Below are 24,376 nucleotides of genomic sequence, written 5' to 3' on the forward strand. Positions count from 1 at the left end.
ATCGGTCTGATCCTTGCCCCCGCGATGGCGCACGCGGATACGGGCAATCTCTCCGCCTATCTGAAGGCCCGCGCCGCCGACGCCGCGGGCCGGCCGGACCTCGCCGCCGCCAGCTACGCCAAGGTACTGGCGGCATCCCCCGACGATCCGGTCGTCGCGATCCGCGCCTACCGCGAAGCGCTGGAGGCCGGCGACATGCCGCTCGCAACGCGTGCCGTGGCCGTGCTCAACAAGGCCGGCGTGGCCCCGGCCGATGCCGCACTGATCCCGCTCGCCGACGCCGCGCGGTCCAACGACACGAAGGCCGCTAACGCCGCGATCGCAACCCTTTCGACCGGGCCGCTGGTGGTACTCGTGCCGTCGCTCTACGCCTGGGTTGCGCACAGCGAAGGTCGCGATCCCGGCCCCTCGCTCGCCACCGCCGCGAAGGACCCGGTCGCCAACCGCTTCGCCACCGAAACCCGTGACTTGATCGCCAAGGCGCCCGCCCGGCAGCCGCTCGCGATCGGCGTCTCGCGCCTGCTCGCGCACCTCGCCAGCGACCTCGCGCTCGGCGAACCCTCGCCGCTGTCGATCGCGCTCACCCAGGCTTCCCTGCGCGCGGATCCCAGCTACGACCGCGCCCGCATCCTCCTCGCGGACGCGCTGGCCCGCAACAAGCTGGTCGACCGCGCGCTCGTCGTGCTCGACCAGATCGGCCCGAAAAGCCCGTTCGCGGTCGCCGCGGCCGCCGAACGCATCGATATCCTCGCCAACGCCGACCGCGACGGCGAAGCGCTCGCCGCTGCCAAGAACCGTGTCGACCAGCCGGGCGCGGACGCCGCCGACTGGCAACGCTATGCAGACCTGCTCCTGACCACCGGCAACGCCGCCGAAGCCGCGACCTGGTACCGCCGCATCATCGACGCCGATGGCAAGACGGGCGGAAGCTGGGGCGCGTGGCTCCAATATGGCGGCGCGCTCGACCAGGCCGGCCGCTGGCCCGAAGCGCGCGATGCGCTCGAAAAGGCCGTCGCCCGCGGGCCCGCCCAACCGCTCGCGCTCAACTATCTCGGCTTCGCGCAAGTGGAGCACGGCGACGACATCCCCGCCTCGATCCGCCTTCTCGAACGCGCCAGCCGCCTCGATCCCAAGAATGCCTCGATCACCGATTCTCTCGGCTGGGCGTATCATCTCTCGGGCGACACTCCGCGCGCGCTCCCGCTGCTCGAACGCGCCGTCGAGGGCGAACCCACCAACGCCGAGATCGGCGACCATCTCGGCGACGCCTACTGGTCCGTCGGCCGTTACTACGAAGCCCGCTATTCCTGGCGCGCCGCCCTCCTGACGGCCGAACCGAGCGAAGCTGCCAGCCTGACCGCCAAGATCACCAACGGCCTCCCCCCAAAAGCCAGACGCTGACCGATATTCCCCTCTCCCTGAAGGGGAGAGGGGAGGGGCCCGTCCGGCAAAGCCGGGTGGGAAGGGTGAGGGCACGCTGCCGATGGAACTGGACGGTCGAGACTGCCATCCCGCCGACGGAGCCCCGATCCAATCCCCGCGGCCCCGTCAGCCGTCCGCCCCCTCAACACCGTCACTCCAGCGAAAGCTGGGGTCTCCCAAGAGGCAACACCCCTCGCCAAACACAAAGATCCCAGCGTCCGCTGGGATGACGGACATTCTTTGGCTAAGCCCACGCGCAAAGCAGACCCCCGGTCCGCCCCAAAACGCCGAGACCCCCATGCGCATCACCGAACCCGCCCCCGCAAAGATCAACCTGGCGCTCCACGTCCGCCGCCGCCGCCCCGACGGCTACCACGACCTCGAAACCCTCTTCGCCTTCGCCACCGACGGCGACACGATCACGGTCGAAACAGCCCCCGAGAACAGCTTCAAAATAACCGGCCCCTTCGCCGCCGCACTCCTGCCAACCTCAAGCGGAACCCCAACCCCCAACCCCACCCCGGCGAAGGCCGGGGCCCAGTTGGGAGCGGCCGATGAAGATGCGCAACGTTCACCCGACTGGACCCCGGCCTCCGCCGGGGGGGCAGCAGAAACAGCAAACCCCGTCGTCACCGCCTCCGCTGGGTTCGTAACGGTCCCCACATGCGCCGCAACCGCTATACCCAACCCCTCGACCGCCCCATCTCCATCCACACCCACCACCCCGGCAAAGGCCGGGGCCCAATTGGGAGCGGCTGGTAATGAACCGCCACGCCCGTCAACCCCGACCCAAGCCCCCTGGCACGGCAACCTCGTCACCGCCGCCGCCGACGCCTTCACAGCGGAGTTCGCTCCCACCACCCATCACGCCATAATCCTCGAAAAGCATCTCCCGATCGCGTCAGGGATCGGAGGAGGCTCGGCCGACGCCGCCGCAACCCTCCGCGCGCTGGCCCGCCTCCACGACATAGCTCCGACCGACCCCCGCCTCCACGACATCGCCGCAAAGCTCGGCGCAGACGTCCCCGCCTGCCTCGCCAACCGCACCACGCTCGGCACCGGCAAAGGCGACGCACTCACCACCCTCGAAGGCCTTTCCGGCACGCCCCTCCTGCTCGTAAATCCCAATGTCGCCGTCTCCACAGCCGCCGTCTTCAAAGCCTGGGACGGTGAAGACCGAGGTCCGATGCCCGAAGGCGACTTGCTCGCGCGCGCCACCGCCGGCCGCAACGATCTCGAGCCCCCCGCGCTGGCGCTCGCCCCCGAAATTGGCCAAGTTCGAGCCCTTCTGGACGAAGCACAAGGCGTCCTCCTGTCGAGAATGTCCGGCTCCGGCGCCACCTGCTTCGCCCTATTCGAAACACCCGAAGCCCGAGACATCGCCGCAATCGCCGCCCAGGCCAAAGGCTGGTGGACCCTCGCAACGACCTTAGCCTGAGGCGAGCGACCACGACCGGTGGTAAGACGCCCACGCCACCACGCCACCACGCCACCACGCCACCTCCATCATCCTGACGAAAGTCAGGATCCGAGCCACCAACGAAACCGCCAGTCGCGGACCCCGCTCTGCCCCGTCCGAGTCGAGCGGCGCAAAAGCGCGCAACTGAACAACCCGGCCCGATCTCGACCTAACCGCCCCACCCGTCGGCTGACTGATCGATGCACCGACGGCCACGTCGACGCCGCAGCGCATCTTTTTCACAACGCCACGTTCTCCACTTGTTCCATAAGAACAAATGGAATACACGGCGTATGACGCGTTGAATGGCACGCGCGCTTGCTTTAGCGATGGGAGCTTATCAATGGCCGCTAATCTGAAAGTGATCGACACCGGCATGGCAACCGCAACCAACGACCGCCAGAAGGCGCTCGACGCCGCCCTCGCGCAGATCGACCGCGCGTTCGGCAAGGGCTCGGCGATGCGCCTGGGCTCGAAGGAAACCATGCAGGTCGAGGTCATCTCGACCGGCTCGCTCGGGCTCGACATCGCGCTCGGCGTCGGTGGCCTGCCGCGCGGCCGCGTGATCGAGATCTACGGTCCGGAAAGCTCGGGCAAGACCACGCTCGCGCTCCACGTGATCGCCGAAGCGCAGAAGGGCGGCGGCACCGCGGCGTTCGTCGATGCCGAGCACGCGCTCGACCCGGTCTATGCCAAGAAGCTCGGCGTCAACATCGACGAACTGATCGTCTCGCAGCCCGACACCGGCGAGCAGGCGCTCGAGATCGTCGACACGCTGGTCCGCTCGAACGCGATCGACGTGCTGGTGGTCGACTCGGTCGCCGCGCTCGTGCCGCGTGCCGAAATCGAAGGCGAGATGGGCGACAGCCATGTCGGCCTCCAGGCACGCCTCATGTCGCAGAGCCTGCGCAAGCTCACCGGCTCGATCAGCCGCTCGCGCTGCATGGTGATCTTCATCAACCAGCTCCGCATGAAGATCGGCGTCATGTACGGCAACCCCGAGACGACGACCGGCGGCAACGCGCTGAAGTTCTACGCCTCGGTCCGCCTCGACATCCGCCGCATCGGCGCGATCAAGGCCGGCGAAGAGGTCACCGGCAACCAGACGCGCGTCAAGGTCGTCAAGAACAAGGTCGCGCCGCCGTTCAAGCAGGTCGAGTTCGACATCATGTACGGGCAGGGCGTCTCCAAGCTCGGCGAAATCCTCGATCTCGGCGTCAAGGCCGGCCTCGTCGAAAAGTCGGGCGCGTGGTTCAGCTACGACAGCGTCCGCCTCGGCCAGGGTCGCGAGAACTCGAAGACCTTCCTCAAGGACAACCCCGAAACCGCCGACCGCCTCGAAAAGCAGATTCGCGCGCGCACCGACAAGGTCGCCGAGGAAATGATGGCCGGCCCCGACGCCGAAGACGACGTATAACCTAAACCCTCTCCCTCAGGGGAGAGGGAGGGGCCCATTGCCCTCGCAATGGGAGGGTGAGGGCACGCGGCCGATCGTGCAGGAGCGTGGCGCATCGGGCTTGCATCGGCTTTGCGCCGGCGTCGGATTTCTACGTAGGCACCGCGCCGCCGCTCCCCCCAACACACCACCCCGGCGAAGGCCGGGGCCCAATTGGAAAGGTGGCAATAACGAAGCGCGATCTTTCGTTACGACCGTCCCCCTACTTGGCCCCGACCTCCGCCGGGGCGGCTGCTCTCACCCAACAGCAGCACCTGGCCCCCTTTGTTCTCCCGCGAAGGCGGGAGCCCAGTCTGGATCCCCGCCTTCGCCGGGAAACAAGGAAGCGCAGACTGCCGCATCGAGTGCAGACCCCGCGAAGCTATTTAACGGGCTCGATGAAGTCTCCAAATACCCAACCCCAAACTCGCGCGAGCGTCTATACTCCCTATACTTCACTCCAACCGCCGCCGCCCGATCAGACCATGAGGCCCCCCCACCCATGACCACCGCGTACGACTGGACCGGCAGAATAGGCGACGTGTGGGCCGAGGAATGGCGCCGGACCGACCGCAGCTTCACCAACCTGACCCCGCATCTGAACGCCGCGATCCTCGCCGCCGCCGCTCCCCGAACCCGCAAGATCATCGACATAGGCTGCGGCGCCGGAGCAACCTCACTCGCCACCGCGCAAGTCCTCCCGAACGCCACGGTAACCGGCATAGATCTCTCGCCAAAGCTGATCGAGATCGCCAGACACCGCGCCGAAAGCCTGGCCAACGCCAGCTTCGAATGCGCCGACATCACCGTCGCGGCCCGGAACCACGCCCCGACAGACCTCTACATATCCCGCCACGGCGTCATGTTCTTCGCCGACCCCATCGCCGCCTTCGCCACGCTCGCCGAAACCGCCGCCCCCGACGCCTCGCTCGTCTTCTCCTGTTTCGCCGAACGCGCCGCCAATGTCTGGGCCACCGAAACCGTCACCTTGATCGGCGGCACCGCGGATGTGCCAGCATCGACCGCGCCCGGACCCTTCGCGTTCGCCGATCCGGCCTACGTCACCGAAATTCTCGCAAGAGCCGGCTGGCACGCCGCTCCACCCCAGCGCCTCGACTTCGCCTACCGCGCCGGCGAGGGCACCGATCCCGTGCCCGACGCCGTCGACTATTTTCGCCGGATAGGCCCGGCGGCCTCCGCCATCCGCGACGCCGCCCCTGAGGAACGCGAGGCCCACATCGCGCGTCTCACCGAAGTCTGCGCGCGTCATGGCAACGGCGCCACGGTGGAATTCCCCGCGGCCGCCTGGATCTGGACCGCGCGCAAATCAGCCATTTAGACCAACAGGCGGAGCCAGCATGATCATCGTCCACCATCTCGAAAACTCGCGATCGCAGCGTATCCTGTGGATGCTTGAGGAACTCGGCCTGCCCTACGAGATCAAGCGCTACGAGCGGAACAAGCAGACCATGCTGGCCCCGCCCGAACTCAAACGGGTCCATCCGCTCGGCAAGTCGCCGGTGATCGAGGATGCCGATGTTCAGGGTGGCCAGGTGGTCGCCGAAACCGGTGCGATCGTTGAATATCTGGTCGACAAGGCCGACGGCAGGCTCGGCGCCCCCGCGAACCGCGCCGACGCGCTCCGCTACCGCTTCTGGCTGCATTATGCGGAAGGCTCGATGATGCCGCCGTTGCTGCTGAAGCTCGTCCTCGCGCGCATCCCGATCATGGGCAAGGTCGCGGTCAAGAAGATCCAGCCGATGATCGACGTCCACCTCGACTATGTCGAATCCGAACTGTCGCAACGCCCCTGGTTCGCCGGCGCGGAGATGACCGCCGCCGACATCATGATGAGCTTTCCCTTGGAAGCCGCCCGCAGCCGCGGCGGCCTGAACGAGTCCCGCCCCGCAACGATCGCCTGGCTGGCGAAGGTTCACGCCCGCCCGGCGTATCAGACGGGGCTCAAGAAGGGTGGGCCATACGCCTACGCTTGAAGGCTACAGATCAGAAACCGCATCGAGGCTGAGAACGCAACCTTCCCCTGAACACCACCCCGGCGAAGGCCGGGGCCCAGTTGGAAAGGTCGGAATAACGAAGCGCTACTGTGATCACCGGCGTCCCCCAACTGGACCCCGGCCCTCGCCGGGAAGGTACATTTTCAGTGGACCGCCAGCGTAAAACGGCATCCTTGAGACGTCATCGGCTCAGCATCGCCAATCGCCTCAAACCTGCCCAGGCCCGATCTTCTCGTAGCTGTCCACATCCACCTTCGGCCCATGCCCGGTCGGCGCATGCGGGAAATCCCTGTCCGCCGGCTCGCGCTCGTCGAGCCCGCCCTCCCATTTCGCCACCACGGTCGCCGCCACCGCATTCCCGATCACGTTGGTCGCCGAGCGCCCCATGTCGAGGAAATGATCCACCGCCAGGATCAGCAGGATCCCCGCCTCCGGAATCTTGAACATCGACAACGTCCCCGCGATCACCACCAGCGATGCGCGAGGCACGCCGGCGATCCCCTTCGACGTCACCATCAGCACCAGCAGCATCGCGATCTGCTGCCCGATCGGCATGTGGATGCCGTAGGCCTGCGCGATGAACAGCGACGCGAACGTCATGTACATCATCGACCCGTCGAGATTGAACGAATAGCCGAGCGGCAGCACGAAGCTCGCGATCCGCGGCGGCACCCCGAACCGGTCGAGCGCCTCCAGCGTCCGCGGATACGCCGCCTCGGACGACGCCGCCGAGAACGCGAGGATCAACGGATCGCGGATATACCGCACCAGCAACCGCGTCCGCGGCCCGATCAGCAGGAACGCGATCCCGATCAGCATCGCCCACAGCAAGGCGAGGCCGATATAGAAGGTCAGCATGAAATAGCCGAGCTGGCCGAGGATGGTCGGCCCCCGCTCGGCGAGCGTTGCGGTCACCGCGGCAAATACCGCGAACGGCGCGAACCGCATCACGTAGTTGGTGATCTGGAGCATGACCGCGACCAGCGCCTCGATCGCCTTGACCAGCGGCGCGGCCTTCTCGCCCACCGCGGTGATCGCCACGCCGACGAACACCGAGAACACGACGATCTGCAAAATCTCGTTGCCCGCCATCGCCGCGATCATCGAATCGGGGACGATGTGCGTGATGAACTTGGCGAGATCGAATGCAGCGCGGTCGACGCCGCTCGACGCGGTCGCCGGCGGGATCGCGAGCGCGAGGCCGACGCCCGGCTGCAACACATTGACGAGGATCAGGCCCAGCGTGAGCGACAACAGGCTCGCGCAGATGAACCAGCCAAGGCTGCGCAATCCGACCCGCCCCAGCGCACCGGTATCCCCCATATGCGCGATCCCGACGACCAGCGTCGAGAACACGAGCGGCGCGATGATCATCTTGATCAGCCGCAGGAACAGCGTCGTCACGATCGAGAAATACCCGGCGATGTCCTTCAATCGCGCGGCGGACTCGGCCGTGCCGTTGTCGATCGTCGCGTTCAGAACCCAGCCGACCACCATCCCCGCGACGAGGCCGAACAAGATGTAATAGGTTAGCCGCTTGGCCATTAATCGCTCCCGAGACGTGCGAACAGGGAAGGGGATTGCGGCGCCCGGGTCAAGGACCCTATCGTCCGACGATGTCGACCACCCCCCGTAAATCCGCCTTCGGCCCCTCGCGCCGCGACCTGCTGAGCCTCGCGATCGCGGCGCCGTTGCTGTCGACCACCGCGATCCTCCGCGCCGCCGAACCGGACCTGTCGGCGCTGTCCGACATCACCGGCACGACCAAGCCGATCGACGCCATCGAACGCGCCGCGAGGCTGGTCCGCGCGCAATCGCTGATGAAGGCGGCGGGCATCGGCGCGGTGCTGATCGAGCCCGGATCGTCGATGATCTACTTCACCGGCGTCCGCTGGCACACGAGCGAGCGGCTGACGCTGGCGATCCTCCCGGTCGAGGGCGAACCGTGCATCGTCACGCCGTTCTTCGAGGAACCGTCGGTGCGCGAGACGCTCGCCGTCCCCGCCGAGGTCCGCGTTTGGCAGGAGGACGAGAACCCGCTCGCCGTGGTCGCCGGGTTCCTGCGCGACCGGAAGCTTGCCACGCGGCCGATCGGGCTGGAGGCGGAAGTGCGCTACTTCGCCTATGCCGGACTCGCGCGCGTGCTGCCCGAGGCGAAGATCGTGTCCGCCGACCCGGTCGTCCGCGCCTGCCGGATGATCAAGACCCCCGCCGAGATCGCGTTGATGCAGGCCGCGACCGAGGTCACGCTGGCCGCCTATCGCTGGACCAAGCCGCGCGTCGAGAAAGGCATGACCGGCCCCGAGATTGGCGCGTTGATGAACGCCGCGACCAAGAAACTCGGCGGCGCCCCCGAATTCGCGCTCGCGCTGATCGGCGAAGCGTCCGCCTATCCGCACGGCAGCCGCGAGATCCACCGCGTCGCCGGCGGCCAGGTCGTGCTGATGGACTGCGGCTGCACCGTGCAAGGCTATCAGTCCGACATCTCGCGCACCTGGGTCCACGGCGCGGCGACCGCCGACCAGCGCAAGACTTGGGACCAGGTCGCCCGCGGCCAACAGATCGCGTTCGCCGCCGCGAAGATCGGTGCGACGGCGGGCAGCGTGGACGATGCGGTGCGGCGTCATTACGAAACGCTTGGCTACGGCCCCGGCTACAAGCTTCCCGGCCTGTCGCATCGCACCGGCCATGGCATCGGCATGGACGGCCACGAACCCGTCAACCTCGTCCGCGGCGAGACGACCAAGCTGGCGGCGGGGATGTGTTTCTCGGACGAGCCGGGGATCTACATCCCCGGACGGTACGGCGTGCGGATCGAGGATTGTTTCCACATGACCGACGCGGGGCCGACATGGTTCAGCGAGCCGCCCAGGTCGATCGACGCGCCGTTGGGGTAATCTCCAACGAGGCAGTCACGCACACGCCGCACTCCACCACCCCGGCGAAGGCCGGGGCCCAATTGGAGGACGGTGATAACGAGGCACCGCGCTCCATTATTTCCACCTTTCCAATTGGGCCCCGGCCTTCGCCGGGGTTGCAGTATTGTGGGGTGGTAGGTGAGATCGGGGCGGCGGCAGCACTCCCTTGTTCTCCCGCGAAGGCGGGAGCCCAGTCTGGGTCCCCGCCTTCGCGGGGAAACATGCTGCCTCGGTTCAACGGGATATGTCTCGACCACACCACCACACCCGACTTGAGCGAACCGCCCCGCTCGCCTAAGTCCCCGCGCATGACATCGACGAACGACATCCGCCGCGGCTTCCTCGACTATTTCGGATCGCAGGGGCACCAGATCGTGCCCTCCGCGCCGCTCGTGCCGCAGAACGACCCGACGCTGATGTTCGTCAACGCCGGGATGGTGCCGTTCAAGAACGTCTTCACCGGCCTCGAATCGCGCCCCTACACCACCGCGACCTCGTCGCAGAAATGCGTCCGCGCCGGCGGCAAGCATAACGATCTCGACAATGTCGGCTACACCGCGCGCCACCACACCTTCTTCGAAATGCTCGGCAATTTCTCGTTCGGCGATTATTTCAAGGAACAGGCGATCGTCCACGCCTGGACGCTGCTCACGCGCGAATGGGGCCTGTCGCCCGATAAATTGACGGCAACGGTCTACCACACCGACGACGAGGCGTTCGACCTCTGGAAGAAGGTCGCCGGACTCCCCGATCACCGCATCATCCGCATCCCGACCAAGGACAATTTCTGGTCGATGGGCGACAACGGGCCGTGCGGGCCGTGCTCGGAAATCTTCTACGACCACGGCGACCACATCTTCGGCGGCCCTCCCGGCAGCCCCGACGAGGATGGCGACCGCTTCGTCGAGATCTGGAACCTCGTGTTCATGCAGTATGAGCAGGAGAATGCCGAGATCGTCGGCAACCTCCCAAAGCCCTCGATCGACACCGGCATGGGGCTGGAGCGCATCGCCGCGGTCATGCAGGGCGTTACCGACAATTACGACACCGACACGTTCAAGGCGCTGATCGCGGCCTCGGGCGCGCTGACGCACACCGCGACCGACGGCGCCAACACCGCCAGCCACCGCGTGATCGCCGATCACCTGCGCACCGCGGGTTTTCTGATCGCCGACGGCGTGCTGCCCGCGAGCGAGGGCCGCGGTTACGTGCTGCGCCGGATCATGCGCCGCGCGATGCGCCACGCCCACATCCTCGGCGCCAAGCAGCCGCTGATGCACCGTCTGGTTCCCGCGCTCGTCACCGAGATGGGCGCCGCCTATCCCGAACTGTCGCGCGCCCGTCCGCTGATCGAGGCGACGTTGCAGCAGGAGGAGACGCGCTTCCGCCAGACGCTCGACAAGGGGCTAAAGCTGCTCGACGAAGCGACCACCGGGATGACCGACGGCACGCTCGCTGGCGACGTCGCGTTCAAGCTCTACGACACCTACGGCTTCCCGTACGACCTGACCGAGGACGCGCTGCGCGAACGCAACATCGCGGTCGACCGCGAAGGCTTCGACACCGCGATGGCCGAGCAGAAGCGCGCCGCGCGCGCTGCCTGGAAGGGCTCGGGCGCAAAGGCCTCCGACGACATCTGGTTCGACATCGTCGAGCAGACCGGCGGCACCGAATTCCTCGGCTACGCATCCGACACCGGCGAGGGCGAGGTCGTCGCACTGGTCAAGGACGGCGCGCGCGTCGACCACGCCACCACCGGCGATACGGTCGCGATCGTCGTCAACCAGACGCCCTTCTACGGCGAGAGCGGCGGACAGGTCGGCGACGCGGGCCACATCTCCAACGACAGCGGCCTGCGCGCGAACGTCACCGAAACCTCGAAGCAGCTCGGCCGCGTGTTTGTCCACCACGCGATCGTCGACGCCGGCGAGATCAAGGTCGGCGACCCGGTCAAGCTCCAGATCGACGTCGCCCGCCGCGCACAGATCCGCGCCAACCACTCCGCGACGCACCTCCTGCACGAGGCTCTCCGCGAGCGCCTCGGCACGCACGTCGCGCAGAAGGGGAGCCTCGTCGCGCCCGACCGCCTGCGCTTCGACTTCTCGCAGCCGGTCGCGATGACCCCCGCCGACATCGCGCAGGTCGAGGCCGACGTGAACGCGCAGGTCCGCGGCAACGGCGCGGTGACGACGCTGCTGATGACCCCCGACGACGCGATCGCGATGGGCGCGATGGCGCTGTTCGGCGAGAAATATGGCGACGAGGTCCGCGTCGTGTCGATGGGGTCGCAGGACGACGGCAAGACCTATTCGATCGAGCTGTGCGGCGGTACGCACGTCACCGCGCTCGGCGACATCGGCCTATTCAAGGTCGTCGGCGAAGGCGCGGTGTCCAGCGGCATCCGTCGTGTCGAGGCACTGACCGGCGAAGCAGCGCGCGCGTACCTGACCGGTCGCGACGATCGCCTGCGCGAAGCGGCAGCGGTGTTGAAGTCGACCCCCGACGAGGTGCCGGCACGGGTCGCGTCCCTCCTCGAAGACCGCCGCCGCCTCGAACGCGAACTCGCCGACGCGAAGAAGGCGCTCGCGCTCGGCGGCGGTGGTTCGGGCGAAGCGGCTGGCCCCGAACAGGTCGGCGGCGTCGCGTTCATCGGCCAGGTGCTCAACGACTTCGAAGCCAAGGGCCTGCGCGGCGCGGTCGACGAAGCCAAGCAGCGTCTGGGTTCCGGCATCGCGGTGATGGTCGCGATCAACGACGGTCGCGCCTCGGTCGCAGTCGGCGTGACGGCGGATCTGGTGGCAAGCCACAACGCGGTCGACCTGCTCAAGGTCGCCGTCGCGGTATTGGGCGGGCAGGGCGGCGGCGGCCGTCCCGACATGGCGCAAGGCGGTGGTCCCGATGGCGACAAGGCAGCCGAAGCGGTGGCGGCGGTGCGGGCTAAACTGGAGACGGCGGGCGCCTGAAGCTCGCCGGCGCAGCACGCTAACCCCAAGCAGTGTTCCCCCGCGGACGCGGGGGCCCAGCTAAGTACCGCTAGCTGCCTTGACTCCTGGACCCCCGCCTCCGCGGGGGAACAGTGGCTGCGCTGATGAAGTCACCCCCTACAATTACCTCCACCCCGGCGAAGGCCGGGGCCCAATTGGCAAGGCCAATGTAACGGAGGAAAGCCCTTCATCATCACCGTCCCCCAATTGGGCCCCGGCCTCCGCCGGGGTGGTGCTCGTGGTGGGTCAGTGGCTTGCGCGAAGTGCGAAGATCAGCCGCCACGAACCTTCGCCAGCGTCGTCCCGGCAGTAATCGCCTCGATATCCGTCACCAAGTGCAACAACCGCACCCCACTCCGCGCCATCGCCCGGTCCAGCGCCCCGGCAAAATCCTCAGTCCTAGAAACAGTCTCCGCCCAACATCCATAAGCCCGCCCCAGCGCGGCAAAGTCCGGGTTCCGCAAAGCCGTCCCCGAAACCCGCCCCGGATACTCCCGCTCCTGGTGCATCCGGATCGTGCCGTAATTACCGTTATCCACGACCACCACCAGCATGTCCGCCCCGTGCGCAACCGCAGTCGCCAGTTCCTGCCCGTTCATCAGGAAACACCCGTCCCCGGCCAGCGCCACGACCGTCCGCTCCGGATGCCGCAACGAAGCGGCAACCGCCGCCGGCACGCCGTACCCCATAGCTCCAGCGGTCGGCGCAAGCTGCGTCCCCGGCCCGGCATACGCCCAGTACCGATGCCACCACCCCGAATAATTCCCCGCGCCGTTACAGATAATCGCATCCGCCGGCAGCCGCTCACGCATCGCCGTCACGCACGGCCCCAGGTCCATCACCAGATCCCGCGGCGCCGGCGTCGACCAGTCGAGCCACTCCGCATGCGCCTCCTGTCCGGCAGTCCGCAGCGGCAGGTCGACCACCAGCAAAGCCTCGGCAAACTCCGCCATCCCCGCGCATACCGCGACATCCGCGCGGTACGCCCGGTGCAACTCGTCCGGATCGGGATGCACATGGATCAGCCGCTGCCCCGGATGATCGGGCGTCACCAGCGCATAGCCATCGGTGGTCGCCTCCCCCAGCCGAGGCCCGACGACGAGCAGCAGATCCGCCGCCTTCACCCGCTCTACCAGCTTCGGATTGGGCCCATACCCCAGATTCCCAGCCCAAACCGGACAGTCGTTCGGAATCGCATCCTGCCGCCGAAACGCGGCCGCCACCGGAATGCCGTTACGATCCGCCCAGGTCGAGAACGCCCCCGACGCCGCCACATCCCAGCCCGCCCCGCCAACGATCGCGACCGGCCGATCGGCGGTCGTCAGCAGGTCGGCGAGCAGATCCATCGTATCGGCGTCACACCCCTGCGCCACCCGCTCGACCCGCGGCCGATCGACCGCTTCGACGACATCCAGCAACATATCCTCGGGCAGCGCCAGCACCACCGGCCCCGGCCGCCCCGACATCGCGGTCGCATAGGCGCGCGCGACATATTCGGGGATCCGCCGCGCATCGTCGATCCGCGCCGCCCACTTCGCGATGGGCGCGAACATCGCCTGGAAATCGATCTCCTGGAACGCCTCGCGGTCGCGCGTGCCGCGGTCGATATCGCCCACGAACAGGACCATCGGCTGCGAATCCTGCATCGCCACATGCACGCCGATCGACGCGTTGGTCGCGCCCGGACCGCGCGTCACGAACGCCACCCCCGGCCGGTGCGTCAGCGTCCCGTCCGCGCACGCCATGAACCCGACACCGCCCTCCTGCCGACACACGACGAGGTCGATCGCTGGCGTGTCATGCAGCGCGTCGAGCACCGCAAGGAAGCTCTCCCCCGGCACGGTGAAGATCCGGTCGCAGCCCTGTGCGACGAGTTGGTCGACCAGGATACGGCCGCCGGTGCGTGGTGTGATCATGGCCGCATCCTGCCGTCCGTTGTGCGCGAAGTCGAGAAGCGGTTACGCTGGCATCGAAGCCGGGACCAACCCGACTCGCCCGGAGAGGATCATGACAGACTTCACCACCGTCGCCGACGGCCTGCGCTTTCCCGAAGGCCCGGTGGCGATGCCCGACGGCAGCGTCATCCTCGTCGAGATCGAAGCCGGTCGCATCACCCGCATCGGTCCCGACGGCATAAAAACGACGGTCGCCGAACCCGGCGGTGGCCCCAACGGCCTCGCGCTCGGCCCCGACGGCAAGCTCTATTGCTGCAACAACGGCGGCTTCGCATGGCGCGAGACCAACGGCTTCCTCACCCCGCACGGCCAGCCGGACGACTATTCCGGCGGCCGGATCGAGCGGATCGACATCGCCACTGGCGCGGTCGAGATCCTCTACAAGGACGGCGATTTTGGCTGCGTGCTGCGCGGACCCAACGACATCGTCTTCGATTCGCACGGCGGCTTCTGGTTCACCGACCACGGCAAATCGCGCGACCGCGCGCGCGACATCACCGGCATCTTCTACGCGAAAGCCGACGGGACTCAGCTCGAGGAAGTCATCTTCCCGAGCGAAAACCCCAACGGCATCGGCCTCTCGCCGGACGGCATGCGGCTGTACGCGGCGGAGACGTTCACCTGCCGCCTGATGGCGTTCGACATCGTCGCACCCGGCAAGGTCGCCAGCGCCGCGGGCACGCCGCTCTACCGCCCCGCCGGCTACAAGTTCTTCGACTCGCTAGGCGTCGAGGCGAGCGGCAACATCTGCGTCGCGACGATCGGCGAATGCGGGATCAGCGTGATCTCGCCCGCCGGGGACCTGGTCGAGTTCGTCGCGACCGACGACGTCTTCACCACCAATATCTGCTGGGGCGGTGCGGATGGTATGGACGCATACATCACCTGCTCGGGCAGCGGCCGGCTGGTGAAGACGCGGTGGAGGCGCCCGGGGTTGAAGCTCGCGTATTGAAGCCACTGTATCCTCCCCCGCCAGGGGGAGGTGGCTGGCACTTGCCAGACGGAGGGGGAGGAGAGGGAAACAGCCGTTTCGCGTGCCATCCCCTCCGTCACCTTCGGTGCCACCTCCCCCTGGCGGGGGAGGATCGCGAAAAGTCGATCCAGCCTACGTTGCCGAGTGCCAACCTCCGGCTTATGCGAGGCCAAAGACCTGAGGAGGATGCATGGCGAACAAGCGCTACACCGATGCGGCGACGGCACTCGAAGGCGTGCTGTTCGACGGTATGACGATCTGCGCGGGTGGGTTCGGGCTGTGCGGCATTCCCGAGCGGCTGATCGACGCGATCGAGGCGTCGGGCGTCAAGGACCTGACGATCGCCAGCAACAATGCCGGCATCGACGGGCAAGGCCTCGGCAAACTGCTCCGTTCGCGCCAGGTGAAGAAGATGATCTCGTCCTATGTCGGCGAGAACAAGGAGTTCGAGCGGCAATATCTCAGCGGCGAGCTCGAGGTCGAATTCTGTCCGCAGGGCACGCTCGCCGAACGCTGCCGGGCAGGGGGGGCGGGGATTCCCGGCTTCTACACCAAGACCGGCGTCGGCACGCAGGTCGCCGAGGGGAAGGAGGTCAAGGTCTTCGACGGCCAGGAATACATCCTCGAACGCGGCATCCGCGCCGACCTCGCGATCATCAAGGGCTGGAAGGCGGACGAGAGCGGCAATTTGATCTTCCGCAAGACCGCGCGCAACTTCAACCAGCCGATGGCCACCGCGGGCAAGATCTGCGTTGCCGAGGTCGAGGAGATCGTCCCCGTCGGCAGCCTCGACCCGGACACGATCCACCTGCCGGGGATCTACGTGAAGCGGATGATCGTCGGCGCGCCCTACGACAAGCAGATCGAATTCCGCACCGTCCGCGAGCGGATTTCCGCGTGACACGAAGCGCACCAGTGTATCCCAAGCGTACCCCGTTCTCCTGCGTACGCAGGAGCCCAGGGTCCCGGGCGCTGCGCATGGTATCCTGGGCCCCTGCGTTCGCAGGGGCACTGGCGCTCCAGGGATGCATCAGCGTCTCCGCGCCCACGTCGGTATCGCCCGCGACCGCCGCGGTCCCCGTGACGGTGAACGGCATCCCCGCCGGCATGCAATATCTCTACGCCTCGGGCGAAGCCGCCGCCGTCAGCATCCAGGCGTGGAACACCCTCGTCGGCTACGTCCGCACCCAACGCACCCCAACCTCCGTGGTCCTCGCGCAAGGCGCCTCGCTCGCCGCGCCCACCTGGACCACCTGCGGCACCAAGCCGAAAGCCGCAGTGTTCGACGTCGACGAGACCGTCCTCCTCAACGTCGGCTTCGAATATGACGCGGCGTCCGGCCAACCCTGGTCCGACGCCCGCTGGCAGGACTGGGAACGCACCGGCATCAAGCAGGTCGCCCCCGTCCCCGGTGCCCGCGAAGCGCTCACCACCCTGCGCGCGATGGGCGTCACGGTGATCTTCAACACCAACCGCTCCGCCGCCAACGCCGCCCAGACGCAGGCCACGATCGAAGCCGCCGGCCTCGGCCCCGCGCGCCACGGCGAAACGCTGTTCCTCGCAGGTGACGACGCGACGGGCTCGAAGAAGGATGGCCGCCGCGCGACGATCGCCACCAAATACTGCGTCGTCGCTATGGGTGGCGACCAGCTCGGCGATTTCAGCGACCTCTTCAACGCGGGCCAGTCTCCAGCCGCCCGCCGCGCCACGGTCCAGTCGCCCGCGATCGCGGCGAAATGGGGGGCAGGGTGGTTCGTCCTGCCCAACCCCGTCTACGGCACCGCGCTGAAGGGCAGCCGCGACGAGGTGTTCCCGCCCGCAGTCCGCTGGGCCCCGACAGGAGGCGTACGCTGATGGCCGACCACCCAAACGCGATCGCGCTCGACGAGGGCGCGCAACTCACCGGCGAATCGGTCGAGGTCGCGCGCATCTGGATCACCAACGGCGCCGGCAGCAACGTGCTGATCGACGCGGGCATCCTCGAGGACCCGACCGTGTTCGGCTACCTCCTCGCCGACACGATCCGCCACGCCGCGCGCGCCTATGCGGGCACCTGGGGCCTCGCCGAGGACACCGCGTTGCAGGCGATCGTCGACGGCGTCGGCACCGAACTCCGCGAACAGTTCACGACCATCACCACCATCCAGGAAGGAATGCACTGATGCCCTGGGACCGCAACCAGATGGCCGCGCGCGCGGCGCAGGAGCTGAAGGACGGCTATTACGTCAACCTCGGCATCGGCATTCCGACCTTGGTCGCGAACAACATCCCCGAGGGCATGACCGTCACGCTCCAGTCCGAGAACGGCATGCTCGGGATCGGCCCGTTTCCCTATGCGGGCGAGGAGGACGCCGACCTGATCAACGCCGGCAAGCAGACGATCAGCGAACTCCCCTCGTCTGTGTATTTCAGCTCGTCGGACAGCTTCGCGATGATCCGCGGCGGCCATATCGATCTGACGGTGCTCGGCGCGATGGAGGTCAGCGAAGGCGGCGACATCGCCAACTGGATGATCCCGGGCAAGATGATCAAGGGCATGGGCGGCGCGATGGATCTCGTCGCGGGCGTCAAGCAGATCATCGTCGTGATGGACCACAATGCCAAGGACGGTACGCCGAAGTTCATCCCTTCGTGCACGCTGCCGCTCACCGGCAAGAACGTCGTCGACATGATCGTCACCGATCTGGCGGTGTTCCAGCGTCCCGATCACGATAGCCCGTTCAAGCTCGTCGAGATGGCGCCGGGCGTCACCGCGGACGAGATCGCCGCGAAGACCACTGCGCGCTACACCGCCTGATGCGTTACACCCTCGTCACCGCGAACCGGAATTACTCAAGCTGGTCGCTGCGGCCCTGGGTCCTGATGAAGGCGCTCGGCATCGACTTCGAGGACCGGATCGAGCCGTTCCTGGCGCCCGTCAACTACGAAGCCTTCCGCGCCTTCTCGCCGACCGGGCAGGTGCCGGTGCTGATCGACGGCGAGCGGACGGTATGGGATTCGCTCGGCATCGTCCTCTACCTTGCCGAGCGCCACGACGGCGTCTGGCCGGTCGATGCCGAGGCACGCGCGTGGGCGATCTGCGCGACCGCCGAAATGCATGGCGGGTTCTCCGCGCTCCGCAACGAGCGGACGATGAACGTCGGCGTCCGCGTCGACGCCGCCCCCGGCAGCGACGCGCTCGACCGCGACGTCGCGCGGCTCGCCGAACTCTGGAGCGAGGGGCTCGACCGGTTCGCTGGACCTTGGCTCGCCGGCACCGAGTTCACCGCCGTCGACGCCTTCTACGCCCCGGTCGCGTTCCGCGTGCGGACCTACGGGATCGACGTCGGCCCGGCTGGACTCGCCTGGGTCGAGCGGATCATCGCGCACCCGGCGATGCGCGAATGGGAAGCGACCGCGCTCGCCGAGACATGGCGCGAGGAAAGCCACGAGGCCGACCTTCTCACCTGCGGGTCGATCACCGCGGATTTCCGCCGCTGATGCCCCATACCGTCAAACGCGCTGCGATCGTCATCGCGCTGATCGTGATCCTGATCGCAGGCACGGCGTTCACCGCCGGCCCCGGCACGCTCAGCCTCCTCGACGGCATCATGGGCGGTGGTCGCGGCACGGCGCGAGTGAGGGAAGGCGTCCCGTTCGGCACGCACGGCCAGAAGCTCGACGTCTGGCGGCCGTCCGGTGGTGCGAAGACCGGTCTGCCGGTGCTGATCTTCTGGTACGGCGGCGGCTGGGTGCACGGCTCGCGCGGCGTCTACGCATTCGCCGCGCGCGCCTATGCGAAGGCCGGCTACGTCGTCGTCATGCCCGACTACCGCAAGGTGCCCGACGTCCGCTTCCCCGCCTTCCTTCAGGACGGTGCCGAAGCGGTGAAGTGGACCCGCGACCACATCGCAGAGGCCGGCGGCGACCCGAACCGGATCGCCGTCGCCGGCCATTCCGCGGGTGCCTACACCGTCGCGATGCTCACGCTCGACGAGCGCTGGCTGAAGGCGGAAGGCGTCGACCCGCACATCATCAAGGCCGCGGTCGGCCTGTGCGGCCCGTATGATTTCTACCCGTTCACCGCCAAGCGCGCGATCGACGCGATGCAGGGCGCGGCGGACCCGGTGATGACCCAGCCGATCCACTTCGCGCGCGCCGATGCCCCGCCGATGCTGCTGATCACCGCCGGCGACGACACGCAGGTCAAGCCGCACAACGCGATCAATCTCACCGCCAAGCTGAAGTCGCTCGGCGCACCGGTAACGCACATCGACTATCCCGGCCTCAGCCACGAAAACGTCGCGATGGCGCTCTCGAAGCCGTTCCGCGGCAAGGCGCCGGTGCTCGCCGACAGCGTCGCGTTCCTGAACACTACGCTGAGTGTCCGAACGACGCACTGATTCGTTGAAATAGAACCATCGCAGCGCTTACTAATCGTGACGGTATTTGCTGTGTCTTATTCATTTAAGTATAACATTCATGGATTTGAACCGTCGAAGATCCCGTCAAAAATAAGTAATGCTTCATATCGGACCATGTGATCGTTGACGTCCGGGTACGGAAAGCCGGACATCGCGGTGGCGCCGGCAAATCGAAGATGATGATTATCTTTCGCTAGATCGTTTCGCGCTCTATTAACGAAAGATTCATCATGTCAGATACCGATACGGTTCTCGATACCGTGAATGCCAAATGGTACAATACCCTTGCAAAGGAGCTGAACCTCTCCGTCGAAGAGTTTCAGCTGAGTCAGGGTGACGTCATCCTGCCGCGGACGACCGATCAGCTCTGGGATATGATGAACCAGCTGCCCGCCGATACGGTCGTACAATATTACACGCCCGACACGCTGGTCAGCCTCTCGAGTCAATACACATCGCTGCTGTCGTTCGTGCAGGCCTCGAACGCGGCCGACTTAACCGCGGCGATGGGGGCAAGTAACATGACGTCGTGGACGGCCGTCAAGGGTGCCTATTTCAAGGCTAACCCCTCGGCCTTCAGTGACACGGCGACCGTATTGCAGACCGCGTTGCAGAACCTCTTCCAGAACTGGAGCATGGCCGAACTCGTGCCCAATCCCGGATCGGCGGCGCAATGCTACACGCTGTACCGCGCCGGGTTCGAGAATCCGATCTACATCGCACAGGAATTGCAGGCGAACCTGCCGCTCGGTGGCCCCACAGCGTTCAACCAGACCTATGATGATGTGCTGGACGATATCGCCGCGGCACCAAGCGTGAGCTTCACGATGCACTCGGCCGATGCCTCTTCGGATATCAGCAAGTCCTGGGCGAACAGCAGCAACTCGACCGGCGGAACCTATTTCTATTCGAAGTCCAGCAGTTCGGAATCGAGCGATTTCTCGCAGACGTTCGCGTCGTCCGATTTCACGGTCGCGGTGGTCTATGACCACTTCATCAACGTGACTGCGCTGCCGCTGTCCGGCGAATCGATCAAGGCGGATACGACGACCTATCTGCCGTGGTATTACGGCGCGGCGCTGGCCTATGCCTATAACAACAAGACCGCTCAGGTCTGGATCGATCTGGCGCAATGGGATGCATTGTTCGGGCCCAAGGGGTCGATGCAGTACGTTGTCACCAGCCTGATCATCGCGGACGGTACGTCGACGACGACGACCTCGTCCGAGACGTTCAGCACCGCCGAACAGACCTATGCGCATACCGTGAGCAAGGAGGGGTACGGGTGCTGGCCCTATTACGTCAGCAACAGCTCGGACAGCATGACGAAGACGAGCACCACCTTCAATGCGTCGAGCAATCTGGTCGTGACGACGACGTCGGAACCCAAGAATCCAATCGTCATCGGCGTTCTGGTGTCGTCGGTGAAGGATCTCGCGCAGGACGCGTAAGGCATTCCTGACCGGCGTACCGCATGCACGCCTGATCGACCGATAGTTGCGCCGGGGCTTTGCCTCGGCGCAGCTTTCGGTTAACGCGACGCGCATCATGGCCACTCCGCAAACGCTGTACGAAAAGATCTGGGCGGCGCACGTCGTCGAACGCCGCGACGACGGCACCTGCCTGATCTATATCGACCGCCACCTCGTCCACGAAGTCACCAGTCCGCAGGCGTTCGAAGGCCTCCGCGTGGCGGGCCGAAAAGTCCGTCGCCCCGACCTGACGCTCGCGGTCCCCGATCACAATTTGCCGACCACTGCGCGCAAGGACGCCGCCGGCCGCGTCCTGCCGATCGCCGACCCCGAAAGCGCGCAACAGCTCGACGCGCTCCGCCGCAACACCAGCGAGTTCGGCATCGACTATATCGACGCGACCGCGATCGAGCAGGGCATCGTCCATGTCGTCGGCCCCGAACAGGGCTTCACGCTTCCGGGCACAACGCTGGTGTGTGGCGACAGCCATACGTCTGCGCATGGTGCACTTGGCGCTTTGGCGTTCGGGATCGGCACCAGCGAGGTCGAGCACGTCCTCGCTACGCAGACGCTGCTGTTGTCGCAGGCCAAGACGATGGAAGTCCGCGTCGACGGCGAACTCGGCTTCGGCGTCAGCCCGAAGGACGTCATCCTCGCGATCATCGGCAAGATCGGTGCGGCAGGCGGCACCGGCCACGTCATCGAATTCACCGGCAGCGTCATCCGTAACATGTCGATCGAGGGCCGCCTGACGATCGCCAACATGTCGATCGAGGCGGGCGCGCGCGCTGGCCTGATCGCGCCCGACGACACCACCTTCGCCTATCTCAAGGGCCGCCCGATGGCGCCGACCGGCGAACATTGGGACCGCGCCGTCGCCTGGTGGCGCAGCCTCGCGACCGATCCCGGCGCGAAATACGACAAGTCGGTCACGCTCGACGCCGCCGATATCGCCCCCGGCCTCACCTGGGGCACCAGCCCCGAGGACGTCGTGCCGATCACCGGCGTCGTCCCCGACCCGTCGAGCTTCGCCGATCCCGCCAAGCAGGCGGCGGCGCGGAAGTCGCTCGAGTATATGGGCCTCACCGCCGGCACCGCGATGCGCGACGTGCCGATCCAGCACGTCTTCATCGGCAGCTGCACCAACAGCCGCATCGAGGATCTCCGCGCCGCCGCGGCGATCGCCGACGGCCGCCATGTCGCGACCGGCGTCCGCGCGCTCGTCGTCCCCGGTTCGGGCCTCGTGAAGCGCCAGGCCGAAGCCGAAGGGCTCGACCGGATCTTCATCGCCGCCGGTTTCGAGTGGCGCGAACCGGGCTGTTCGATGTGTCTCGCGATGAACCCGGACAAAGTCCCTGCGGGGGAGCGTTGCGCTTCCACGTCGAACCGTAATTTCGTCGGCAGACAGGGTCCCGGAGCGCGCACGCATCTGGTATCACCCGCGATGGCGGCGGCGGCGGCGGTGACCGGCAAGCTGAGCGACGTCAGAGAGTTGATGGGGCGTGATATGATAGGGGTGGGAGCATGAAGAAGGTTTTCGTACTGCTGGCGGCGGGCGCGATGATCAGCGGCGTCGCGGCCTATGTCGCATCGGCACGCACCACCCCTGAGCGAACGGGGCCGGAGCGGACGGGCCCGGAGCGCACGGAACAGCGATGACCCCCGTCACCACCGTCTCGGGCCGCGCCTATCCCTGGGGCGCGAAGAACATCGACACCGACGTCATCATCCCGGCGCACTGGCTGAAGACGATCACGCGCACCGGCCTCGGCCGCGGCGCGTTCGAGACGGTGCGCGCGCAACCCGGCAACATCTTCGACGACCCGCGCTATGCCGGCGCGCCGATCCTGATCGCCGGCGACAATTTCGGCTGCGGCTCCAGTCGCGAGCACGCCGCGTGGGCGCTCGCCGACATGGGCATCACCGCGGTGATCGCGCCGAGCTTCTCCGACATCTTCTCAGGGAACGCGTTCAAGAACGGCATCGTCCCTGTCGTCCTCCCGCAGGAGGCGATCGACCGCCTGCTCGAGGTCGCCAAGGACCAGGTCGTCACCGTCGACCTCGAGACGATGACCGTCACCACCCCGTTCCAGGACCGCTTCACCTTCGAACTCGACGCATTCCGCCGCCAATGCCTGATGGAAGGGCTGGACGAAGTCGGCCTGACACTGGCAAGGGATACCCAGATTTCAAATTTCGAGGAGGCGGTCGCATCGAATCGCCCTTGGATGACGGTGGAGAGCGGGTATGCGGGCATTGGTATCGAAGGCGATCGGCGGACCTGAAGCTCTGGAAATGGTCGCGCTGCCCGATCTGGTGGCCGGCCCCGGACAGGTCGTCGTCGCGGTCAAGGCCTGCGCGATCAACTTCCCCGACGTCCTGATCATCGAGGACAAATACCAGTTCAAGCCGCAGCGCCCGTTCGCACCGGGCGGCGAGATCGCCGGCACGATTGCCTCGATCGGCGAAGGCGTGACCGGCTGGGAAATCGGCGACCGGATGATCGCGATGCTCGGCCACGGCGGCCTGTGCGAGCAGGTCATCGCCGATCCCGCCAAGCTCTACCGCCTCCCCGAGGGCCGCAGCTTCGCCGAGGGCGCCTCGCTGATCCTCACCTACGGCACCACGATCCACGCATTGCTCGACCGCGGCCACATCAAGGCGGGGCAGACTTTGCTCGTCTTGGGCGCAGCCGGCGGTGTCGGCCTCGCCGCGATCGAACTCGGCAAGGCGTTCGGCGCGAAGGTCGTCGCGGCGGTCTCGTCCGAGGAAAAAGCCGCCGCCGCCAAGTCCGCCGGCGCCGACGAAACGCTGATCTACGCGCGTGCCCCGTTCGACAAGGACCAGTCCAAGGCGCTCGCCGAGCAGTTCAAGGCGGCAGTGGGTCGCGACGGCGCGCATGTGATCTACGATCCGGTCGGCGGCGACTATGCCGAGCCGGCGCTGCGATCGATCGCGTGGGAGGGCAGGTACCTCGTCGTCGGCTTCCCCGCCGGCATCCCCAAGCTCCCGCTCAACCTCACGCTGCTGAAAAGCTGCGACGTCTGCGGCGTCTTCTGGGGCGCGTTCGCGGCGCGCGATCCCAAGGCGAACCAGGCGCATATCGAAACCCTGTTCGAGCTGTGGGCGGAAGGAAAGATCGCACCGCGCGTGACCGAGGTCTTCGAGTTCGAGGACGGTGGCAAGGCGATCGCGAAGATGGCGGCACGCGGCGCGATCGGCAAACTCGTGGTCGAGGTCGGCCGATAGCAGCGAGCGCTCGCCGCCGCGCAATACCGCCGCGCAATACCGCCGCGCAATACCGCGATATCCCGCGATTGTTGCGCATGCGCGGTCCGCG

At 66.8% G+C, this 24,376-nt stretch carries 21 protein-coding genes; 19 read left to right on the forward strand and 2 right to left on the reverse strand.

Translation table 11 applies throughout. The features are described 5' to 3' along the window. The first annotated feature begins 24 nt into the window (after positions 1-24). From ACLBWL_RS15490 to ACLBWL_RS15510, 5 genes are all read left to right on the forward strand, one after another. Positions 25-1,401 carry a tetratricopeptide repeat protein gene (locus ACLBWL_RS15490; protein ID WP_447794553.1) on the forward strand — a complete coding sequence of 459 codons (1,377 nt, stop codon included), beginning with the start codon at positions 25-27 and terminating at the stop codon, positions 1,399-1,401. A gap of 319 nt (positions 1,402-1,720) precedes the next feature. Then, complete coding sequence (locus ACLBWL_RS15495; RefSeq protein ID WP_447794555.1) at positions 1,721-2,860, forward strand: 4-(cytidine 5'-diphospho)-2-C-methyl-D-erythritol kinase; 1,140 nt, start codon at positions 1,721-1,723, stop codon at positions 2,858-2,860. A gap of 364 nt (positions 2,861-3,224) precedes the next feature. Beyond that, on the forward strand, positions 3,225-4,298 hold the full coding sequence (recA, locus tag ACLBWL_RS15500; protein WP_132739051.1) for a recombinase RecA: 1,074 nt from the start codon (positions 3,225-3,227) through the stop codon (positions 4,296-4,298). Positions 4,299-4,818: 520 nt separating this feature from the next. Next, positions 4,819-5,655 carry a class I SAM-dependent methyltransferase gene (locus ACLBWL_RS15505; RefSeq protein ID WP_447794557.1) on the forward strand — a complete coding sequence of 279 codons (837 nt, stop codon included), beginning with the start codon at positions 4,819-4,821 and terminating at the stop codon, positions 5,653-5,655. 19 nt (positions 5,656-5,674) lie between these two features. Then, complete coding sequence (locus ACLBWL_RS15510; RefSeq protein ID WP_447794559.1) at positions 5,675-6,310, forward strand: glutathione S-transferase family protein; 636 nt, start codon at positions 5,675-5,677, stop codon at positions 6,308-6,310. Between the two features lie 228 nt (positions 6,311-6,538). On the opposite strand, the gene ACLBWL_RS15515 is transcribed toward ACLBWL_RS15510, so the two are convergent. Then, entirely contained in the window at positions 6,539-7,876 is a 1,338-nt protein-coding gene (locus tag ACLBWL_RS15515; RefSeq protein ID WP_447794561.1) for a dicarboxylate/amino acid:cation symporter, read from the reverse strand. A gap of 71 nt (positions 7,877-7,947) precedes the next feature. Here ACLBWL_RS15515 and ACLBWL_RS15520 point away from each other — a divergent pair, with 71 nt between their 5' ends. Then, positions 7,948-9,228 carry a M24 family metallopeptidase gene (locus tag ACLBWL_RS15520; RefSeq protein WP_447794563.1) on the forward strand — a complete coding sequence of 427 codons (1,281 nt, stop codon included), beginning with the start codon at positions 7,948-7,950 and terminating at the stop codon, positions 9,226-9,228. Between the two features lie 329 nt (positions 9,229-9,557). Then, the gene (alaS, locus tag ACLBWL_RS15525; protein WP_447794565.1) at positions 9,558-12,212 is read left to right on the forward strand and encodes an alanine--tRNA ligase; all 2,655 of its coding nucleotides are present in this window, start codon (positions 9,558-9,560) and stop codon (positions 12,210-12,212) included. 293 nt (positions 12,213-12,505) lie between these two features. Here the strand turns inward: alaS and ACLBWL_RS15530 are convergent, their stop codons facing one another. After that, on the reverse strand, positions 12,506-14,149 hold the full coding sequence (locus ACLBWL_RS15530) for a thiamine pyrophosphate-binding protein (RefSeq protein ID WP_447794567.1): 1,644 nt from the start codon (positions 14,147-14,149) through the stop codon (positions 12,506-12,508). 91 nt (positions 14,150-14,240) lie between these two features. Between ACLBWL_RS15530 and ACLBWL_RS15535 the strand changes: the two genes are divergently transcribed. The 12 genes from ACLBWL_RS15535 to ACLBWL_RS15590 all read left to right on the forward strand — a co-directional run bounded on the left by ACLBWL_RS15535 (position 14,241) and on the right by ACLBWL_RS15590 (position 24,285). Beyond that, complete coding sequence (locus ACLBWL_RS15535) at positions 14,241-15,140, forward strand: SMP-30/gluconolactonase/LRE family protein (protein WP_447794569.1); 900 nt, start codon at positions 14,241-14,243, stop codon at positions 15,138-15,140. A 211-nt stretch (positions 15,141-15,351) separates the two neighbouring features. Continuing rightward, positions 15,352-16,062 (forward strand): CoA transferase subunit A, encoded by a 711-nt coding sequence (locus ACLBWL_RS15540; RefSeq protein WP_447794570.1) that lies wholly within the window; start codon positions 15,352-15,354, stop codon positions 16,060-16,062. A 77-nt stretch (positions 16,063-16,139) separates the two neighbouring features. Then, positions 16,140-17,015 (forward strand): HAD family acid phosphatase, encoded by an 876-nt coding sequence (locus ACLBWL_RS15545; protein WP_447794572.1) that lies wholly within the window; start codon positions 16,140-16,142, stop codon positions 17,013-17,015. Then, the gene (locus ACLBWL_RS15550; protein ID WP_447794574.1) at positions 17,015-17,323 is read left to right on the forward strand and encodes a DUF5076 domain-containing protein; all 309 of its coding nucleotides are present in this window, start codon (positions 17,015-17,017) and stop codon (positions 17,321-17,323) included. Before ACLBWL_RS15545 ends, ACLBWL_RS15550 begins: the two co-directional genes overlap by 1 nt. Beyond that, positions 17,323-17,958: a 3-oxoacid CoA-transferase subunit B gene (locus ACLBWL_RS15555; RefSeq protein ID WP_093399662.1), complete on the forward strand. Its 636-nt coding sequence runs from the start codon at positions 17,323-17,325 to the stop codon at positions 17,956-17,958. Before ACLBWL_RS15550 ends, ACLBWL_RS15555 begins: the two co-directional genes overlap by 1 nt. Next, on the forward strand, positions 17,958-18,641 hold the full coding sequence (locus ACLBWL_RS15560) for a glutathione S-transferase family protein (RefSeq protein WP_447794577.1): 684 nt from the start codon (positions 17,958-17,960) through the stop codon (positions 18,639-18,641). The genes ACLBWL_RS15555 and ACLBWL_RS15560 overlap by 1 nt, the downstream gene beginning before the upstream one ends. After that, a complete protein-coding gene (locus ACLBWL_RS15565) occupies positions 18,641-19,543 on the forward strand; it encodes an alpha/beta hydrolase (protein ID WP_447794579.1) in 903 nt (300 codons plus the stop codon). Before ACLBWL_RS15560 ends, ACLBWL_RS15565 begins: the two co-directional genes overlap by 1 nt. A gap of 251 nt (positions 19,544-19,794) precedes the next feature. Beyond that, entirely contained in the window at positions 19,795-21,015 is a 1,221-nt protein-coding gene (locus ACLBWL_RS15570) for a hypothetical protein (RefSeq protein ID WP_447794580.1), read from the forward strand. A 97-nt stretch (positions 21,016-21,112) separates the two neighbouring features. Beyond that, complete coding sequence (leuC, locus tag ACLBWL_RS15575; protein ID WP_447794582.1) at positions 21,113-22,564, forward strand: 3-isopropylmalate dehydratase large subunit; 1,452 nt, start codon at positions 21,113-21,115, stop codon at positions 22,562-22,564. Then, positions 22,561-22,695 (forward strand): hypothetical protein, encoded by a 135-nt coding sequence (locus ACLBWL_RS15580; protein WP_447794584.1) that lies wholly within the window; start codon positions 22,561-22,563, stop codon positions 22,693-22,695. The genes leuC and ACLBWL_RS15580 overlap by 4 nt, the downstream gene beginning before the upstream one ends. Next, on the forward strand, positions 22,692-23,321 hold the full coding sequence (gene leuD, locus ACLBWL_RS15585) for a 3-isopropylmalate dehydratase small subunit (RefSeq protein WP_447794586.1): 630 nt from the start codon (positions 22,692-22,694) through the stop codon (positions 23,319-23,321). Before ACLBWL_RS15580 ends, leuD begins: the two co-directional genes overlap by 4 nt. Then, positions 23,284-24,285 (forward strand): NADPH:quinone oxidoreductase family protein, encoded by a 1,002-nt coding sequence (locus ACLBWL_RS15590; RefSeq protein WP_447794588.1) that lies wholly within the window; start codon positions 23,284-23,286, stop codon positions 24,283-24,285. Before leuD ends, ACLBWL_RS15590 begins: the two co-directional genes overlap by 38 nt. Positions 24,286-24,376: the final 91 nt, after the last annotated feature.

The sequence above is a fragment of the Sphingomonas sp. M1A8_2b genome (assembly GCF_053345535.1).

Bases quoted from the DNA above. Each gene is read 5' to 3' on its own strand.
- ACLBWL_RS15510 (WP_447794559.1), top strand. From the start codon at position 5,675: ATGATCATCGTCCACCATCTCGAAAACTCGCGATCGCAGCGTATCCTG.
- ACLBWL_RS15550 (WP_447794574.1), top strand. From the start codon at position 17,015: ATGGCCGACCACCCAAACGCGATCGCGCTCGACGAGGGCGCGCAACTC.
- recA (WP_132739051.1), top strand. From the start codon at position 3,225: ATGGCCGCTAATCTGAAAGTGATCGACACCGGCATGGCAACCGCAACC.
- leuC (WP_447794582.1), top strand. From the start codon at position 21,113: ATGGCCACTCCGCAAACGCTGTACGAAAAGATCTGGGCGGCGCACGTC.
- ACLBWL_RS15580 (WP_447794584.1), top strand. From the start codon at position 22,561: ATGAAGAAGGTTTTCGTACTGCTGGCGGCGGGCGCGATGATCAGCGGC.
- ACLBWL_RS15540 (WP_447794570.1), top strand. From the start codon at position 15,352: ATGGCGAACAAGCGCTACACCGATGCGGCGACGGCACTCGAAGGCGTG.
- ACLBWL_RS15515 (WP_447794561.1), bottom strand. From the start codon at position 7,876: ATGGCCAAGCGGCTAACCTATTACATCTTGTTCGGCCTCGTCGCGGGG.
- ACLBWL_RS15545 (WP_447794572.1), top strand. From the start codon at position 16,140: ATGGTATCCTGGGCCCCTGCGTTCGCAGGGGCACTGGCGCTCCAGGGA.
- alaS (WP_447794565.1), top strand. From the start codon at position 9,558: ATGACATCGACGAACGACATCCGCCGCGGCTTCCTCGACTATTTCGGA.
- ACLBWL_RS15490 (WP_447794553.1), top strand. From the start codon at position 25: ATGGCGCACGCGGATACGGGCAATCTCTCCGCCTATCTGAAGGCCCGC.
- ACLBWL_RS15520 (WP_447794563.1), top strand. From the start codon at position 7,948: ATGTCGACCACCCCCCGTAAATCCGCCTTCGGCCCCTCGCGCCGCGAC.
- ACLBWL_RS15530 (WP_447794567.1), bottom strand. From the start codon at position 14,149: ATGATCACACCACGCACCGGCGGCCGTATCCTGGTCGACCAACTCGTC.
- ACLBWL_RS15535 (WP_447794569.1), top strand. From the start codon at position 14,241: ATGACAGACTTCACCACCGTCGCCGACGGCCTGCGCTTTCCCGAAGGC.
- ACLBWL_RS15495 (WP_447794555.1), top strand. From the start codon at position 1,721: ATGCGCATCACCGAACCCGCCCCCGCAAAGATCAACCTGGCGCTCCAC.
- leuD (WP_447794586.1), top strand. From the start codon at position 22,692: ATGACCCCCGTCACCACCGTCTCGGGCCGCGCCTATCCCTGGGGCGCG.
- ACLBWL_RS15590 (WP_447794588.1), top strand. From the start codon at position 23,284: ATGCGGGCATTGGTATCGAAGGCGATCGGCGGACCTGAAGCTCTGGAA.
- ACLBWL_RS15505 (WP_447794557.1), top strand. From the start codon at position 4,819: ATGACCACCGCGTACGACTGGACCGGCAGAATAGGCGACGTGTGGGCC.
- ACLBWL_RS15570 (WP_447794580.1), top strand. From the start codon at position 19,795: ATGTCAGATACCGATACGGTTCTCGATACCGTGAATGCCAAATGGTAC.
- ACLBWL_RS15565 (WP_447794579.1), top strand. From the start codon at position 18,641: ATGCCCCATACCGTCAAACGCGCTGCGATCGTCATCGCGCTGATCGTG.
- ACLBWL_RS15555 (WP_093399662.1), top strand. From the start codon at position 17,323: ATGCCCTGGGACCGCAACCAGATGGCCGCGCGCGCGGCGCAGGAGCTG.
- ACLBWL_RS15560 (WP_447794577.1), top strand. From the start codon at position 17,958: ATGCGTTACACCCTCGTCACCGCGAACCGGAATTACTCAAGCTGGTCG.